Source organism: Microbulbifer guangxiensis, from assembly GCF_021729075.1.
GTDB lineage: Bacteria > Pseudomonadota > Gammaproteobacteria > Pseudomonadales > Cellvibrionaceae > Microbulbifer > Microbulbifer guangxiensis.
In genome coordinates this window covers 79,011-93,654 of the sequence record NZ_JAJSAQ010000002.1, presented here as the reverse complement: position 1 = coordinate 93,654, position 14,644 = coordinate 79,011, and the positions used below count along the sequence as shown (strand labels likewise).

Genomic DNA, 14,644 nt, shown 5'->3' with positions numbered 1-14,644 from the left:
TGGCGGTGGTGCGTCAGCAGACAGCACCGCCACCAGGCACTTTTACCGGTGCTTACCGGGATGAGCTATTGCAGTTCCCCCAGCATCAACTCCCGGATCACCGGTACCGGCGCATTGCCGTAGCTCAGGAACTTTTCATGGAAGGCCTTCAGGTCGAAGTTGTCTCCGAGCTTCTCCTTCATTTCCTCGCGCAGTGCGAGAATATCTGCATAACCAGCGTAGTAACTGGTGAGCTGAACCTGGCTCAGGGTGGCGCGGCGCCATTTGCCCATGGCTTCGGCCTTTTGCTGGAAGCCCTGGCGCACCATCAGGTCCAGCGCCCGCTCCTCATCGATGCCTTTTACCTGAATCTCATAGTCGAGGATGGTGTTGATCACGACGCGCAGCCTCCACTTGTAATACATCAGCCACAGTTCGGGTGAGAAGTCGCCGTAGCCCGCCTCCAGCATCATCTGCTCGGTGTAAACGGCCCAGCCCTCGATCATGGCGCCGTTGCCAAGAATGCTCTTGATCAGGCTCGGTGATTGATTGGCGTAGATAAGCTGGGTGTAATGCCCGGGGATCGCCTCGTGAATATTGAGGATCTGCATCATGTACTTGTTGTACTCCCTGAGCAGGCTATCGGCGCGATCGTCGCTGAATTCCTCGATCGGCATGACGTTGTAGTAGGTGTTGGCTCCCTTGTCATAGGGGCCGGGCGCGTTGATGGAGGCTACCGAGAAGCCGCGCATGTAGGGCGGAGTGGTGCGGACCACCAGTGGCTTATCCTCGTCCAGGGTCAGCAGGTCCTTTTCTTTGACGAAAGCCACCAGCTCCGGGATCTGCTTTTCCACTTCGGCCTTGAAGGTCTCCTTGGTGGCGTGATGCTCGGAGAGTTTTTCCAGCACCATGCCTATTTTTTCCAGCCGGCCTTCCGGTGGCTGCTGATCCGGGAAGTATTTCGGCCACAGCTCGGTTGCCAGCTCTTCCATTTTGTCATGGAGCTTTTCCTTCTCCGTCAATGCGCGTTCGTAAAGTTCACGGCCGGTCATGCCGATCTGGATTTCGTACGCGAATTTCTGCTCATACAGCTCCTCGCCGATGCGGAAATTCCTGTAGTCCTGGCTCTCCTCCAGCTCGGAGTGGCGGGTTTGCAGGAAGGTGATGTACTCCCGGATTGCCTTGCGTGCATTTTCCAGGCGCTCGCGGAAAAGCCGCTTTTCCTCTTCGCTGAGTCCGCTCCCTGCCAGTTTTTCCTCCACTTCGCCCTCAAATACCTTGAGCGCGCCTTGATTTTGCTGGATTGCCAGTACCAGCTGGGGCGAGGCCGGCTTCTCCAGGGTTTTCTCCGCTGCGTCGTAGTAGACGGGCACGTTTTCCAGGCGCTCACTGAAAGTGCGCAGGCGTTCCTCCAGCGGGGCGTATTCGGTGTTAAGGATGAGGGCAAATGAGTGGGAGACATTGTATTCGGCCGGGTTCCAGAGGTGTGGCTGGAATTCGGTCAGCTCCCACTCCGTGCGGTCGAGGAAGTTCAGGATCAGGGCCAGGTCGCTGCGGTCATTGGCATCGAGGGATTCCGCATCGAGCTGTGAGAACTGCTCGCGATACTGACGGGCGAAAGCCAGCACCCGATCCCGGTAGGCGTCATTCGGCACCTGGAGCTGATCGGCGACGGCATAGTAGCCCTTGCTGACGGCCCAGGAGGGAAACAGCTGCCAGAGTTCTTCGATCATTTTCTCTGACAGTGTATCGAAGTGCTGATCCTGGCTGTCGCTTTCGGCTTTATTTACAGCCGCGGTGGCAAGCTCCGCGGCACTATCCCCAGGGGAAGTCTGCATGTCGGTGTCGCTGCTCTGCTCGCGGTCGCAGGCCACCAGACCCAGCGCGAGGGCGGAAATCAATAGTGTCGGAAGTGTGGCTTTCATTGGTTTCCTCGATCTTTAACGCTTGCTGTGGCGGATGCTGCCGTCCATTTTCCCGCCGATAGGGCCGGATTGCGGGCAGGGTCATTGGTGTTTTTTAGCACTCTGTCCCATTAAAGTGCAGCACAACCACATAAAATAGCCTTTTACACAGTGCGCTTGTTTCAGTCCCGGGGCGCGGTTAGAGTCATCCGCTGCTCACTCGAGTCCATAATAATTGAAACACTTCGAGGACTGATTCATGACCGAACTTGCCGAACAAAAATGTGAAGCCTGTCGCGCCGATGCCCCGCTGGTTTCTGATGAAGAGCTGGCAGAGCTGTTGCGGGAAATCCCTGACTGGACTCCGATAGCCCGTGACGGCGTGATGCAGCTTGAGCGTGTCTTCAAGTTCCGCAATTTCAAGCAGGCTCTGGCCTTCACCAACCGGGTTGGTGAAATAGCGGAAGAAGTCGGCCACCACCCGGCTCTGCTGACCGAGTGGGGCAAGGTGACGGTTACCTGGTGGAGCCACGAAGCCGGCGGCCTGCACAAGAATGACTTCATCATGGCGGCGCGCACTGACAAGCAAGTCGAGGCGGAATAGCCGAGCGCATTGGCAGCCGCCTCTCGCCGTCGCGCCCGGCGGTCTCAAGCCGGGCGTGACCTGAAGCAGGAGTTGGGTTTAGCTGTCATGCTGAAAATGAAGCCAAGCTGCGAGCGCTGCAGCGCAGCCCTGGGCCTGGGCGACCGGGCGTATATCTGTTCTTTTGAGTGCACTTTTTGCCCGAGCTGCGCGGAAGCACTCTCCCGCAGTTGCCCCAACTGTCAGGGGAGCCTTGTGCACCGCCCGCCACGCACCACTTCTCCCACCGAGGTTCCGAGCCAGGGCTTCAAGGCCAAGCTGGAGGAGATCCTCAATCGCTCCTGAGCTTCCGGGTCAGGTTTTCTGTGCCCAGAGCAGGAATTCGCGGTTGCCATCCCCACCGAGAATCGGGCTGTCGATATAGGCCCGCACCGACAAACCGAGCTCTCCACACAGGGCTTCGATTTTCTCCTGCACCTGCCTGTAGAGTTTCGTGTCACGCACCAGCCCGCCCTTGCCGATATTTTCCGGGCCCACTTCGAACTGGGGTTTGACGAGGCTGAGCAGCTGTGCGCCGGGCCGCATCAGTGCTGGCAGGCGCGGCAGGATCAGAGTCTGGGAGATAAAGGATACGTCCATGACCACCGCATCAAATCCCTCCTCGCTGTAGGGGATTAACTGCGTCGGAGCCAGGTAGCGCGCGTTCAGGCCCTCGAACAGCTGCATGCGGGGGTGCTCCCGCAGCTCGGGCGCCAGCTGGTCGTGGCCCACATCGACTCCGACCACCAGGGACGCGCCCCGCTGTAACAGGCAGTCGCTGAAACCACCAGTGGAGCAGCCCACATCCAGGGCCCGCCAGCCTTCGGGCTGGAGACCGGTATGGTCGAGAATGGCTTCCAGTTTCAGCCCGGCCCTGGAGACATAGCGATCCTCCGGCAGGGGCTCGACGCGCAATGGCTGATCCTGAGTTACCGACTGGCCCGGTTTCTGCGCCAGCTGCCAGCCAGCCCCGTTATCCAGCCATACCCGACCCGCCTCAATCAGTTTTTTGGCATGGGTGCGGGAGTTGGCCAACTGGCGTTCGACGAGGAGGATATCCAGGCGCATCGGCGGAGGGCGATCCTAAAAATATGGTGGAATTCGATGCTGACATGCTAACCTCTGGGCCCACTTGTTAGAAGCAGTGAGCTGGATAGGAGGTTGGCAGCGGTGGCGAAAAGCGTTCTGGGCAAGTTCAGGATTCGCAAGGGCAGGGTGTTCGAGGCTCCCCTGGAGAGCGCTTTCGGGCGTCTGGTGACGCCTTTTGAAGAGTTTATTCACCGTCAGAGCAGCAGTGGCATCCTGCTCATGATTTCGGCAATTGCGGCCCTTGTGATAGCCAATTCACCGCTGCAGGAGGCCTATAAGCACCTGCTGCATATGCCCATCAGTATTGGTGCCGGGGAGTGGAAGCTGTCCCTCACGGTGCATCACTGGATCAACGATGCGCTGATGGCGATCTTCTTCTTCCTCGTCGGCCTGGAACTCAAGCGGGAGTTTCTCGTCGGTGAGCTCTCCGAGCTGAAGCAGGCGGTCCTGCCGATCATGGCGGCCATCGGCGGCATGGTGATACCCGCACTGATCTATGCCGGACTCAACGGCGACGGCGATGCGGCACGTGGCTGGGGTATCCCCATGGCTACGGATATCGCGTTTGCGGTGGGCTGTATTGCCCTGCTTGGCAACCGGGTACCACGGGCGGTGGTGATGTTCCTGGTGGCGCTGGCGATCGTCGATGACCTGGGCGCCATCCTGGTGATTGCCATCTGGTACACCGAGAGTGTGAACATGGTTGCACTGGCAGCCGCCGGTGTGCTGGTGGTCATCCTGTGGTTGCTGAAAGCTGCGGGCGTGCGCAGTTCTCCGGCCTACATGTTCGTTGGTGTGCTGCTCTGGTACGAGTTTTACCTGAGTGGTATCCACGCCACGCTGGCGGGCGTGATCACGGCCATGGCGCTGCCGGCCCGGCCCAAGTATGACCCGGTGGCCTTCAGCACCTTCGTCAAGGACATTATCCGCAGTTTCGATCGCAGTTTCCGGCCCGGTGACAGGATCATTGCCAACGACGCCCTGCGCGCGCGGGTGATGGCGCTGGGCAATGGCGTGAAACTGGCGCAGTCGCCGCTGCAGCGTATGGAGACCCGTTTGCACACGCCAGTGGCTTTCCTGGTCATCCCGATATTTGCGCTGGCGAATGCGGGCATTCCCATCGACAGCTTTACCACTGGCACCGCCGTGCTGAATCCTGTGACTCTAGGCGTGATCCTGGGCCTGGTGTTCGGCAAGCTGATTGGTATTGTCGGTGCCACCTGGATTGGCTGGCGCCTCGGCCTGGGCAGCTTGCCAAAAGGCGCCACCTTCCACCATATTGTGGGTGTGGCGTTATTGGGTGGTATCGGCTTCACCATGTCGATCTTTATCTCCGAGCTGGCTTTCGCTGGCAGTGAGGAACTGCTGATCCAGGCCAAGGCAGGTGTCTTGCTGGCTTCCCTGATTGCCGGTTTCAGTGGCTTTCTGATCCTGCGCAAGGCGCCGATTTCCGATGAGTATGCTGTGCCTGACTCCGATGAAGAGGAGGACGAGGACACAGAAGCCCAGGGGAAGGAAGCCGGAGAAGGTACCCCCGCTGCTGCCGGCAGCAGCGATCGGCAGGGTTAAGTAACAGGTAGAACCGGGTTTCCCCCGGGTCGACCGAGAGGCCGGGCTTGCAGCCCGGCCTTTTTTATCTCTGGCAAACGCTTTGGCGGATTCACTGGCTCTGGCGCCCGACCAGGTTACTGATCAGTGCGCACATGCGATCGTAGTGGCTGCCCTTCCAGTACACCCGGCCGCACTGAGTGCACTGCCAGAACTGATCAAAAAGCCGGCGGGTGTTTGCCCTGAGGCGGGATTGCACGGCATCTTTCTGCACAGGCCTGAGGGAGCCGTTGCAGCGGGTGCAGCGGGAAAACGGCTGCAGGACATTCTGCAGCTGGAAGCGCTCGATGACCTCTGCCAGCTGCTGGCGCGGATTGGTGGCCCGGACCCAATAGCCTCGCTGCAGTGCCCGGCGCCGGAACAGGGCGCGATCCCGGCTCAGCAGGATGCGCTGCTGTTCGACTGAGACCCGGACCAGCGCACCATCGTCTGAATCTTCCGGCAGCAATGTATCGAATCCCAGCAGTCGCAGGTAGCGGGACAGGCGACCCAGGTGGCAGTCGAGAACGAAGCGGGGTTCCCGCAGCGGATGCGGGCGCAGGCGCGTCACTGTGGAGATGTCGAGGGCCTCGAACAGGGGGTAGACACTGACACGATCGCCATCCAGTAGCTGGTATTCGAAGCTCACGGAATCGCCATTCACCAGGATGAGGTCTATTTCCGTATGGGGCACGCCCAGGTTTTCAATGGCATCCTTGATCGAGCCGGCCCCCGGGTAGTGGCGCACGATGTCGCGCTGGCGCTCGCTTCTGGGCAGGAAGTCATTCAGCTCGCGGTAAAAACGGAAAGTGACGGTGATACCTGCGCCTGGATCTGTCACCAGTCGCTGTCCTCCCTGTGATCATTGTCCTCAGGCGGGTTGTGGCGTTGCGATAATCCGGCCCTGCACTGGATAATAGTGGCCGAAAAGTAAACGGCGTGATGAATAACGATAAAAACGGCGCTCATGATGATGAAAGAATTGCCCGACAAACCTGCGCTCCCCGGTCGCTCTGTCCTCACTGTGCTCCTGTTGCTGCTGGTTTGTGCGGTTACCATTTTCCTGGCATTGCGTCCGCCACCCGCAGGGATCACCAGGGTTACTCCGGCCCTGCTGGAACCCCTGAACCGCCCGCTTCCCGGCGCGGCGAACCTGGTCTCTGTTCAGCCACACCTGGATGTGACGGACTATGCCCATGTCGGCAAACTGCGGTACAAACTTTCCACCTATCTGGCGCAAGCCCGCACTGCTGGTTGGTTGAGCGCCGAATCCATCGTGGTCTTTCCCGAGCATATCGGTACCTGGCTGGTTGCGGAGGGCGAGAGCGCTCTCGTATTCAGCTCCGGCACCACCACCGACGCGCTGACCTGGGCAGCGCTCGGCAACCTGCCGGGCTTTCTCTCCCGGCTTGTGCAGGCGAATGAAGCGGATCCCTTTGCTGCAGCCCTGTTCCGCACCAAGTCCGCAAACATGGCCAGCCAATACCAGCAGCTGTTCTCCACTCTCGCCATTGAATACGGCGTGACCGTTGTTGCCGGTTCGATTCTGTTACCCGCCCCGACTGTGCTGGATGGCCAGATCCGGGTGCACGGGGGGCCGTTGTACAACAGCAGTTTTGTGTTTTACGCGGATGGCCGGGTTTCGGGGCCCGTGCGCAAGGTGTATCCCATCGATAGCGAACTGCCTTTTACCGAGCCGGCGCCGGTTGCAGACAGCCTGCCGGTTTTCGAGACCCCCGCGGGGCCTCTGGCGGTATTGATCTGTGCTGACAGCTGGTATCCGGATACCTGGGCCCAGGTGGAACAAGCCGAACTCGTGGCGGTACCGTCTTTCTCGTCCCCGGACGGTATCTGGCAGACGCCCTGGGGTGGCTATAACGGCGCGGTTGCTCCGGCGGATGTGGCTGCCGATGACGTGGGGCGCCTGACCGAGGCCGAGGCCTGGCGCAAATACGCACTGGGCGGACGTGGCCGGCAGCTGCGCGCCGGCATCAATACCTTCCTGCGTGGGGATCTCTGGGACCTGGGTGATGACGGCCAGACCATGGCCGTGCTGCAGGGTGAACTGATTCTCGGCCAGCGTCGGGATACCGCCATGGTTTCCAGCTTGTGGCTCGAGCCGCACCAACAGGGAGTGTCTCTCCAGTGAACAACCAGAATACCAACGCTGTACCGCCGGACCTGCTGGATGTGGTGATCGTGGGGGCGGGCATTTCCGGGCTGCACGCGGCGCGGCTGCTCCGCCCGGATTTCCGCATCGCGGTGCTCGAGGCCCGTGAGCGGGTTGGCGGCCGTCTCTGTAACCACCGTTTTGCCAATGGCGAGACCGTGGATATCGGTGGCCAGTGGGTGGGGCCGGGACAGGACAGGATGTATCGCCTGATCGGGGAGCTCGGTTTCGAGACCTGGCCGCTGTATGACAGCGGCGACAACCTGCTCTGGGATGGCACCCGGGGCCGGCGCTACCGGGGCACCATTCCGCGGATCGGGCCACTGGCACTGCTGGATCTTGGCCAGGCCATGGCGCGTTTCGAGCGGATGGCAAAGAGCATAGACCCGGCAACCCCCTGGACCCATCCCCGGGCCCAGGAGTGGGATCGACAGACACTGGCCACCTGGCTGCAGCGCAATTGCAAGACGCGTCGCGCGCGCGAGCTGTTTGCTATTGGCATCGGTGCCGTGTTCGCCGCCGAGCCGGAGGAACTCTCCCTGCTCCATGCGCTGTTCTATGCCCGTTCCGGCCATTCGCTGGAGAGGCTGCTTTCGGTCACTGGAGGCGCTCAGCAGGATCGTATTCATGGGGGCACGGCCGGACTCTGCACCCGCATGGCTATGGAGCTCGGCGATGACCTGCATCTGAATGCCCCGGTTCATTCCGTCGAGCGCGAGCCGGAGGGCAACCTGCAGGTGCATTTCGAGGGCGGGGTTCTCCGCTGCCGGCGACTGATTCTGGCGCTGCCCCCCAACCAGGCATTGCGCATCCGCTTTTCGCCGGCATTACCGGCCAGCCGTGACCAGCTGTGGCAGCGGATGCCTGCCGGCAGCTGCATCAAGTGTGTCGCTCGCTACGAGCGCCCTTTCTGGCGCGATCAGGGCCTGTCAGGCCAGGTCACCAGTGCCGAAGGCCCGGTGAGGGTGATGTTCGACAACTCGGAGGCCGGCAGAGATTCCGGTCTGTTGATGGGGTTTCTCGAGGGTGAAACCGCCCGGCACTACAGTGGCGTCGACCCCGAAGAACGCCGGCGGGACGTCCTCGACTGCTTCGCCCGCTACTTTGGTGAACAGGCCCGCAGACCGCTGGAATACGTCGACCGGGACTGGAGCAGCGAGCCCTGGAGCCGGGGCTGCTATGCCGCCCTGATGCCACCGGGTGTCTGGACGCACTACGGCGAAACGCTGCGCGGCGACGACGCCCCGATCCACTATGCCGGCACCGAGTCTGCAACCGAATGGTACGGCTATATGGAGGGCGCCCTGCAGGCCGCGGAGCGCGCTGCCGGCGAGATCCGCGAGGCCCTGCGGTACTCTGTCGACAGCACATCGCTCATGCAGCGCCGGACACGGGAGGTTCCCCGTGTGTGACACCCTGGTATGGCGGGGTCCGGGTGAAACCTGGCTGGCCAAGAACAGTGACCGGGATCCCTACGAGGCGCAGCGGGTAGAGGTCATTCCGGCCGTTCGCGGTGACCGCAGCCGTTTGCTGCGCTGTACCTGGATCGAAATCCCCCAGGTCCCGGATCGCCATGCTTGCATCATCGGCCGACCCGCCTGGATGTGGGGCGCGGAAATGGGGGTGAATGAATGCGGGGTGGCGATCGGCAATGAGGCGATCTTCTCCCGACGGCTGCGCAGGCGTGGGGCGGCACTGCTGGGTATGGACCTGGTCCGTCTCGGCCTGGAGCGGGCGGCCACTGCAGACGAGGCACTGGAGGTGATCGTCGCGCTGCTGGGGGCCCATGGCCAGGGTGGACCCGCGGGGTTCAGCCAGCGGGAGTTTCGCTATGACAACAGTTTTCTGATCGCCGATGCCCGCAGCGCCTGGAAGCTGGAAACCGCAGGGCAACTCTGGGCCGTTACCCGGGTAGACACTTGTGACAGCATTTCCAACGGTCTCACCATCGAGCGGGATGCCGAACGGGTTCACCCGGATCTCGCAACGGAGGGGGGGAGACAGGGCAGTTTCCGGCAGCAGTTTGATACCTGGCTGCGGCCTTTCTTCGGAGCCAGCAGGCGTCGCAGGGCGGCCAGCCTGAGCGCGCTCGGCGCCTTGCCCATGAGTGGCACCGGCTTCCGGCACTTTGCCGCCATCCTGCGCCAGCATCGCAAGGCCGGCCCCAGCGGCAACGCCGACCTGTGTATGCACGCAGCGCCGTCGCATTCGCCTCTGGCGTTCCTGCGGCCGTCCCAGACCACCAATGCCATGATTGTGCAGCTGGGGGCAGCGGGGCCAAGGGTCGCCTTCACCGGTACCGCCGCTACCTGCGGCAGCCTGTTTCGTCCGGTAGACTTCACCGGTACCTGGAAGGTGTGCGAGCCGGATCTCTGGGAGCTGCACCGTGTTGCCATGGCCGACACCATCGAGCGCGGGAGCAGCACCGGCATGCTGGCGAAGATCAACGCCGCCGAAGAGAAAATATTTGCTGCCATCGAGGCGGGAGACCTGAGCCGGGCGGAAGGGCTTGCGCAGCACCACGCCAGCGATCTCTTCTCCTGGCCGCACCGGGCAGAAGCGGGTTCGATGAACACCCGACACAATTCCAAACAATCCGTGACAGAGGGAAGCTGATGACTTCAACCAGAATTCTGGCTGGTTTTTCCATCGTGGCCATGACACTTGCACTGATGACTGGCTGCGGCCAGCGGGATGCCGATACCGGGCCCGAGACCGGTTCGGCAGATGGTAAGGGCCCTGCACAACAGCAGGCGGCTCCCGCGGAGGATAGAACCCAGGGTAAACCGGAGAATGCCATGGACCAGCTGGCACAGGATTACGTTTTGCTGGTGCTGTCACTCGGTAACCACGACAAAAATTACGTCGATGCCTATTACGGCCCTGAGGAGTTGCGGGAAAAAGCACAGCAGGATGAGGACTCACCGGCAGCGCTCGCAGAGCGCGCGGCGGCGTTGTCCGACAAGCTCGAGGCTCTGCCTGAACCAGCGGAAGAGATGGACAGGCTGCGTCGGCACTACCTGAAAACCCAGCTGCGTGCGATCGCCGCCCACGCCAGCAACCTCGCCGGCAATGGTCCCCGCGATTTCGACCGCGAGGCAGAGCTTCTGTACGATACCCGGCCGCCGAAGCAGGAATTTGAGGAATTCGAGCCGGCCCTGGCGGAGCTGGAAGAATTACTGCCCGGAGATGGGCCGCTGCACCAGCGTGTGCAGGCCTTCCGGAAACAGTTTGAGATTCCCACCGACAAACTGTCGGCCGTTTTCGAAGCGGCGATTGATGCCTGCCGGGAGCGGACCCGACAGCACATCGAACTTCCCGAGAATGAAGAATTCACGCTCGAATACGTAACCGACAAGCCCTGGAGCGGCTACAACTGGTACCAGGGCAATGCCCACAGCCTGATCCAGATGAATACCGAGCTACCGGTCATGATCGACCGGGCTATCGACCTGGGCTGCCATGAGGGTTATCCCGGGCATCACACCTACAACGCACTGCTGGAGCAGCAGCTGGTCAAGGACCGCGGCTGGATCGAGTTCAGTGTTTACCCCCTTTTCAGTCCGCAGTCACTGATCGCGGAGGGCACCGCCAACTATGGTATCGACCTGGCTTTCCCGGGGGACGAGAAGACCGCATTTGAGCGGAAAACCCTGTATCCGCTGGCGGGCCTTGATCCCTCACGGGCAGAGAAATACCAGCGGGTGCTGGAGCTGATCGATACCGTGAGCTTTGCCGGCAACACCATCGCGCGGAAATATATCAATGGGGAAATCGACGGCGACCGAGCGGTGGAACTGTTCGAGAAGTACACCCTGATGAGCCCGGAAAAAGCCCGCCAGCGCAAGCGCTTCGTGGATACCTACGGTGCCTATGTAATCAATTACAACTGGGGCAAGCAGCTGGTCGCCGACTATGTGGAGCAGGGGGCGGACAGCCAGGAGGAGCGCTGGCAGCGGTTTGCCAGGCTACTGTCGTCACCGCGACTGCCTTCCTCCCTGAACTGGTGAGTCCCAGAGACCGTGTGGCGATCCCTGCTTGTTCACTGAACCATCCCGGGGTAACCGGGGTGCTTCTGTCTGATTGGTCCGGATGTGGTGGTGTTCAGGGGCGCCGGGAAGATGTTTGCCACATTGGCAGTTGAAAATACCGTGCTGAGGACCAATCTCAAGGGCGGCTCGGGGAAAAACCCAGACAGTGCGGCATCTTTACTGGCCTGCTGCCGGGTTATCATAGGAACTGACTGCCCTGGAACACTGCGCTACTGGATGGCCGTGTTCCGGATGAGGGAAAGCTGCGCATGAACGGGCGGTCCTACGGTTTGTTGGGCCGTCAATTGCGCAAGGCCGAGCGGGAGGCAATGGGATCGCGTCATGGTTTCCAGCTCGTCGACCGCTGACAGACAGAACAGAGTGGGAGAGGTTGTGAACGAATACATTGTCGATGTGACGGCAGAAAACGCACAGCAGGTGCTGATAGACGAGTCCATGAAGCGCCCGGTGCTGGTGGATTTCTGGGCCGACTGGTGCGAGCCGTGCAAGCAGCTGATGCCGGTGCTGGAAAAGCTTGCCAACGAATACCAGGGTCAATTCCTGCTGGCCAAGGTCAATGCAGATACCGAGCAGATGCTGGCCGGTCAGCTGGGTGTGCGCAGCCTGCCCACGGTGATGGTGCTGAAAGATGGCCAGCCGGTGGACGGCTTTGCCGGTGCCCAGCCCGAAAAGCAGATCCGTGAGATGCTGGACAAATACCTGCCCAAGGCCTGGGAGCTCCAGTTCCAGCAGGCGCAGAGGCTGGTGGGCGAGGGCAAGCTGGACGAGGCGTTGCCGGTATTGCGCCAGGTCTATGGTGAGTCCGGTGAGCGGGCGGATATCGCCAAGCAGCTGGCAGCAGTGTTACTGGAACTGAACCGCGTACCAGAAGCGGAGACGGTGCTGGGTAAGATCCTGCTGGCGGACCAGGACGCCGACTACCAGCAGTTGATGTCGCAACTGGAGTTGAAGCAGCAGGCGGCCGAATCCCCGGAGATCAAGGCGCTGGAGCAGGCGCTGGCGAGCAACCCGGAAGACCGGGAATCCGCCTACAAGCTGGCGGTGCAGTACAGCCAGAATCATCGTCACGAAGAGGCCCTGGAACTGCTGCTGGATATCCTGCGCAGTGACCTGAATTACTCCGATGGGGCGGCCAAACAGGCCTATCTGGACGTGGTGAAGAGTCTCGGTGCGGGCGATCCGCTGGCAGCCAGGTATCAGCGTAAGCTGATGACCCTGCTGTACTGAGACCGTCCGGAAACAAAGACTGTAGCGGAGCCACTCGTGTACAAACTCTGTGTGTATATTCCGCAAAGCCATCTGGAAGAGGTCAAGCAGGCATTGTTCGCCGCCGGTGCCGGCCGCATCGGCGACTATGACAGTTGCTGCTTTCAAGTGGCAGGTACCGGCCAGTTCCGCCCCCTCGAGGGCAGCCAGCCGTTTATCGGCCAGACCGGCAAGGTAGAGCAGGTGGCCGAGTACCGGGTCGAGATGGTTTGTGCTGACGCGCTGGTGGATGGGGCACTGGCGGCAATGCGTGAAGCACACCCCTATGAGGAGCCGGCGTTCGACCTCTGGAAGCTGGATGATCGTTGTAACTGATCGGCGCTGATGTTGCCGTGTCATGCTCGCTCGCGGCATGGCATTGGCAACAGCGCCGTGCCCCGCAAAAAAAACGATAAAAGAACCAAGGAGTATGGCTTGCGTACTTTCTTCTCCCGAGCTGTGTCCTCGCTGAGGACCCTGTCCCTTGCGCTGATGTTTATCGCTTGCCAAAGCCTGGCAGATCCCGTCAGCGAAGCGCGATTACTGAGACTGCCCTATACCAGTGACGTCGACGGGACCGTTCGCGAATATTTCGTGTACCTGCCGAAAGGATATGAGGACCAGCCGCGCAAGGAATGGCCGGTGCTGCTGCACCTGCACGGCAATGGCGAGCGTGGCAACGGTCTCGATGAACTGGATTTCACCCTGATTCACGGCCCGCTCTACGAGGCCTGGATCCAGAAGCGCGACCTGCCGTTCATCATTGTTGTCCCCCAGTTGCATATGTTCGGCATGGACAAAACTGTCAGCTATATCGCCAACCGCTCGCGTGCCAGTATCCCCGAACGCCTGAAAGAGGGCGTGCCGGCGCGTAAGACCATTCAGCCCCGCGGCCGGATGGGGATTGGCGAGCCGGTATCGGGCTGGGACGAAATCCCCCACGGCCTTCCCCGGGGCTGGGAAATGGTCGAGAGCGATTTGCTTGCCATGCTGGAGCAGGTCAAACAGCGCTACCGTGCTGATGAGCGCCGCGTCTACCTGACAGGCCTCAGTTATGGTGGGTTTGGCAGCTGGTACATGGCGAGCCGCCATCCGGACAGGTTTGCCGCTGTGGCGCCCGTGGTCGGCTGGGGGCATCCGGAACTGATGGCCCCCATCGCTGAAAGCAAGGTGCCGGTGTGGGTGTTCGCCGGCGGACGGGACCGGACGGTGGAAAAATCCTATTTCTATGCCGGGGTCAACCGCCTGGAAGAGCTCGGGGGCGAAGTGCGCTTCACCGTCCATGAGGACATGTCCCACGACGTCTGGCGCCGCGTCTACGAGGGACAGGATTTATACCACTGGCTATTGCAGCACAGCCTCGGGGACGATTGATGGGCCTGCCCGGCTTCTCACCGGGCTTTTTCCGTCCCTAGAGCTTGCGGGCAATCACCCCGCGGTGGAGGCGATAGTGCCCGGCACGCCGGTCGCTGAAATAATGTTTCAGCGTCTGCTCCATGATAGGGAAGGCCATCTGGTCCCAGGGAATTTCGTCTTCCCGAAACAGTTCCACCTCCAGTGATTCCGGCCCCGGGCCAAAATTCGTGTCGGTCAGCTCCCCGCGGTACATCAGGTAGACCTGGTTGATGTGCGGGATATCGTAGACGGTATAGAGATCATCCACGCGGATACTGGCCCGGGCTTCCTCCCAGGATTCCCGCAGCGCTCCCTCTTCACTGGTCTCGCCGTTTTCCATGAAGCCGGCGGGCAGCGTCCACAGGCCGAGGCGCGGCTCAATGGCACGTTTGCACAGCAACACCTGGTCGCCGAGATAGGGCACCGAGCCGACGATGACCCTGGGGTTGATATAGTGAATGGCGCCACAGCCGCCGCACAGATGGCGCGGGCGGTCATCCCCCTCGGGGATGGCGAAGGAAACGGACGCACTGCCGCAATGACAACAAAATTTCATGGCGGCAGTATACCCCCGCCACCCGCTGTCGTCAGCGGGTGACAG

General features: G+C 61.2%; 14 protein-coding genes. 10 read left to right on the top strand and 4 right to left on the bottom strand.

Features of this window, described 5'->3' with window-relative positions; all coding sequences use genetic code 11:
- Positions 1–65: 65 nt before the first annotated feature.
- Positions 66–1,904 (bottom strand): DUF885 domain-containing protein, encoded by a 1,839-nt coding sequence (locus tag LVD12_RS04610; protein WP_237066025.1) that lies wholly within the window; start codon positions 1,902–1,904, stop codon positions 66–68.
- Positions 1,905–2,142: 238 nt separating this feature from the next.
- On the opposite strand from LVD12_RS04610, the gene LVD12_RS04605 reads away from it, so the two are divergent.
- Together LVD12_RS04605 and LVD12_RS16060 are read left to right on the top strand one after the other, a co-directional pair.
- Positions 2,143–2,487 carry a 4a-hydroxytetrahydrobiopterin dehydratase gene (locus LVD12_RS04605; RefSeq protein WP_237066024.1) on the top strand — a complete coding sequence of 115 codons (345 nt, stop codon included), beginning with the start codon at positions 2,143–2,145 and terminating at the stop codon, positions 2,485–2,487.
- Between the two features lie 87 nt (positions 2,488–2,574).
- Positions 2,575–2,811, top strand: coding sequence for a DUF1272 domain-containing protein (locus LVD12_RS16060; protein WP_369413362.1), 237 nt, complete (start codon positions 2,575–2,577; stop codon positions 2,809–2,811).
- Positions 2,812–2,820: 9 nt separating this feature from the next.
- Here the strand turns inward: LVD12_RS16060 and LVD12_RS04595 are convergent, their stop codons facing one another.
- Complete coding sequence (locus LVD12_RS04595) at positions 2,821–3,573, bottom strand: TlyA family RNA methyltransferase (RefSeq protein WP_237066023.1); 753 nt, start codon at positions 3,571–3,573, stop codon at positions 2,821–2,823.
- 102 nt (positions 3,574–3,675) lie between these two features.
- Here LVD12_RS04595 and nhaA point away from each other — a divergent pair, with 102 nt between their 5' ends.
- The gene (nhaA, locus tag LVD12_RS04590) at positions 3,676–5,163 is read left to right on the top strand and encodes a Na+/H+ antiporter NhaA (protein ID WP_237066022.1); all 1,488 of its coding nucleotides are present in this window, start codon (positions 3,676–3,678) and stop codon (positions 5,161–5,163) included.
- A 91-nt stretch (positions 5,164–5,254) separates the two neighbouring features.
- On the opposite strand, the gene LVD12_RS04585 is transcribed toward nhaA, so the two are convergent.
- The gene (locus LVD12_RS04585; protein WP_237066013.1) at positions 5,255–6,022 is read right to left on the bottom strand and encodes a Mut7-C RNAse domain-containing protein; all 768 of its coding nucleotides are present in this window, start codon (positions 6,020–6,022) and stop codon (positions 5,255–5,257) included.
- Positions 6,023–6,151: 129 nt separating this feature from the next.
- On the opposite strand from LVD12_RS04585, the gene LVD12_RS04580 reads away from it, so the two are divergent.
- The 7 genes from LVD12_RS04580 to LVD12_RS04550 all read left to right on the top strand — a co-directional run bounded on the left by LVD12_RS04580 (position 6,152) and on the right by LVD12_RS04550 (position 14,022).
- Positions 6,152–7,330, top strand: a complete 1,179-nt coding sequence (locus tag LVD12_RS04580) for a carbon-nitrogen hydrolase family protein (protein WP_237066012.1) — start codon at positions 6,152–6,154, stop codon at positions 7,328–7,330.
- Positions 7,327–8,763: a flavin monoamine oxidase family protein gene (locus LVD12_RS04575; RefSeq protein WP_237066010.1), complete on the top strand. Its 1,437-nt coding sequence runs from the start codon at positions 7,327–7,329 to the stop codon at positions 8,761–8,763. The genes LVD12_RS04580 and LVD12_RS04575 overlap by 4 nt, the downstream gene beginning before the upstream one ends.
- Positions 8,756–9,967, top strand: a complete 1,212-nt coding sequence (locus LVD12_RS04570; RefSeq protein ID WP_237066008.1) for a peptidase C69 family protein — start codon at positions 8,756–8,758, stop codon at positions 9,965–9,967. The genes LVD12_RS04575 and LVD12_RS04570 overlap by 8 nt, the downstream gene beginning before the upstream one ends.
- Positions 9,967–11,361: a hypothetical protein gene (locus LVD12_RS04565; protein ID WP_237066006.1), complete on the top strand. Its 1,395-nt coding sequence runs from the start codon at positions 9,967–9,969 to the stop codon at positions 11,359–11,361. The genes LVD12_RS04570 and LVD12_RS04565 overlap by 1 nt, the downstream gene beginning before the upstream one ends.
- A 414-nt stretch (positions 11,362–11,775) precedes the next feature.
- Positions 11,776–12,630, top strand: coding sequence for a thioredoxin (gene trxA, locus LVD12_RS04560; RefSeq protein WP_237066004.1), 855 nt, complete (start codon positions 11,776–11,778; stop codon positions 12,628–12,630).
- A 36-nt stretch (positions 12,631–12,666) separates the two neighbouring features.
- Positions 12,667–12,984, top strand: coding sequence for a YqfO family protein (locus LVD12_RS04555; RefSeq protein WP_237066002.1), 318 nt, complete (start codon positions 12,667–12,669; stop codon positions 12,982–12,984).
- Between the two features lie 99 nt (positions 12,985–13,083).
- Positions 13,084–14,022: a carboxylesterase family protein gene (locus LVD12_RS04550; RefSeq protein ID WP_237066000.1), complete on the top strand. Its 939-nt coding sequence runs from the start codon at positions 13,084–13,086 to the stop codon at positions 14,020–14,022.
- A 37-nt stretch (positions 14,023–14,059) separates the two neighbouring features.
- On the opposite strand, the gene LVD12_RS04545 is transcribed toward LVD12_RS04550, so the two are convergent.
- Positions 14,060–14,599 carry an NUDIX hydrolase gene (locus LVD12_RS04545; protein WP_237065999.1) on the bottom strand — a complete coding sequence of 180 codons (540 nt, stop codon included), beginning with the start codon at positions 14,597–14,599 and terminating at the stop codon, positions 14,060–14,062.
- Positions 14,600–14,644 lie beyond the last annotated feature (45 nt).

Coding starts and splice junctions, on each gene's coding strand:
- LVD12_RS04610 (WP_237066025.1), bottom strand. CDS start 1,904: ATGAAAGCCACACTTCCGACACTATTGATTTCCGCCCTCGCGCTGGGT.
- LVD12_RS04605 (WP_237066024.1), top strand. CDS start 2,143: ATGACCGAACTTGCCGAACAAAAATGTGAAGCCTGTCGCGCCGATGCC.
- LVD12_RS16060 (WP_369413362.1), top strand. CDS start 2,575: ATGCTGAAAATGAAGCCAAGCTGCGAGCGCTGCAGCGCAGCCCTGGGC.
- LVD12_RS04595 (WP_237066023.1), bottom strand. CDS start 3,573: ATGCGCCTGGATATCCTCCTCGTCGAACGCCAGTTGGCCAACTCCCGC.
- LVD12_RS04580 (WP_237066012.1), top strand. CDS start 6,152: ATGATGAAAGAATTGCCCGACAAACCTGCGCTCCCCGGTCGCTCTGTC.
- LVD12_RS04565 (WP_237066006.1), top strand. CDS start 9,967: ATGACTTCAACCAGAATTCTGGCTGGTTTTTCCATCGTGGCCATGACA.
- LVD12_RS04545 (WP_237065999.1), bottom strand. CDS start 14,599: ATGAAATTTTGTTGTCATTGCGGCAGTGCGTCCGTTTCCTTCGCCATC.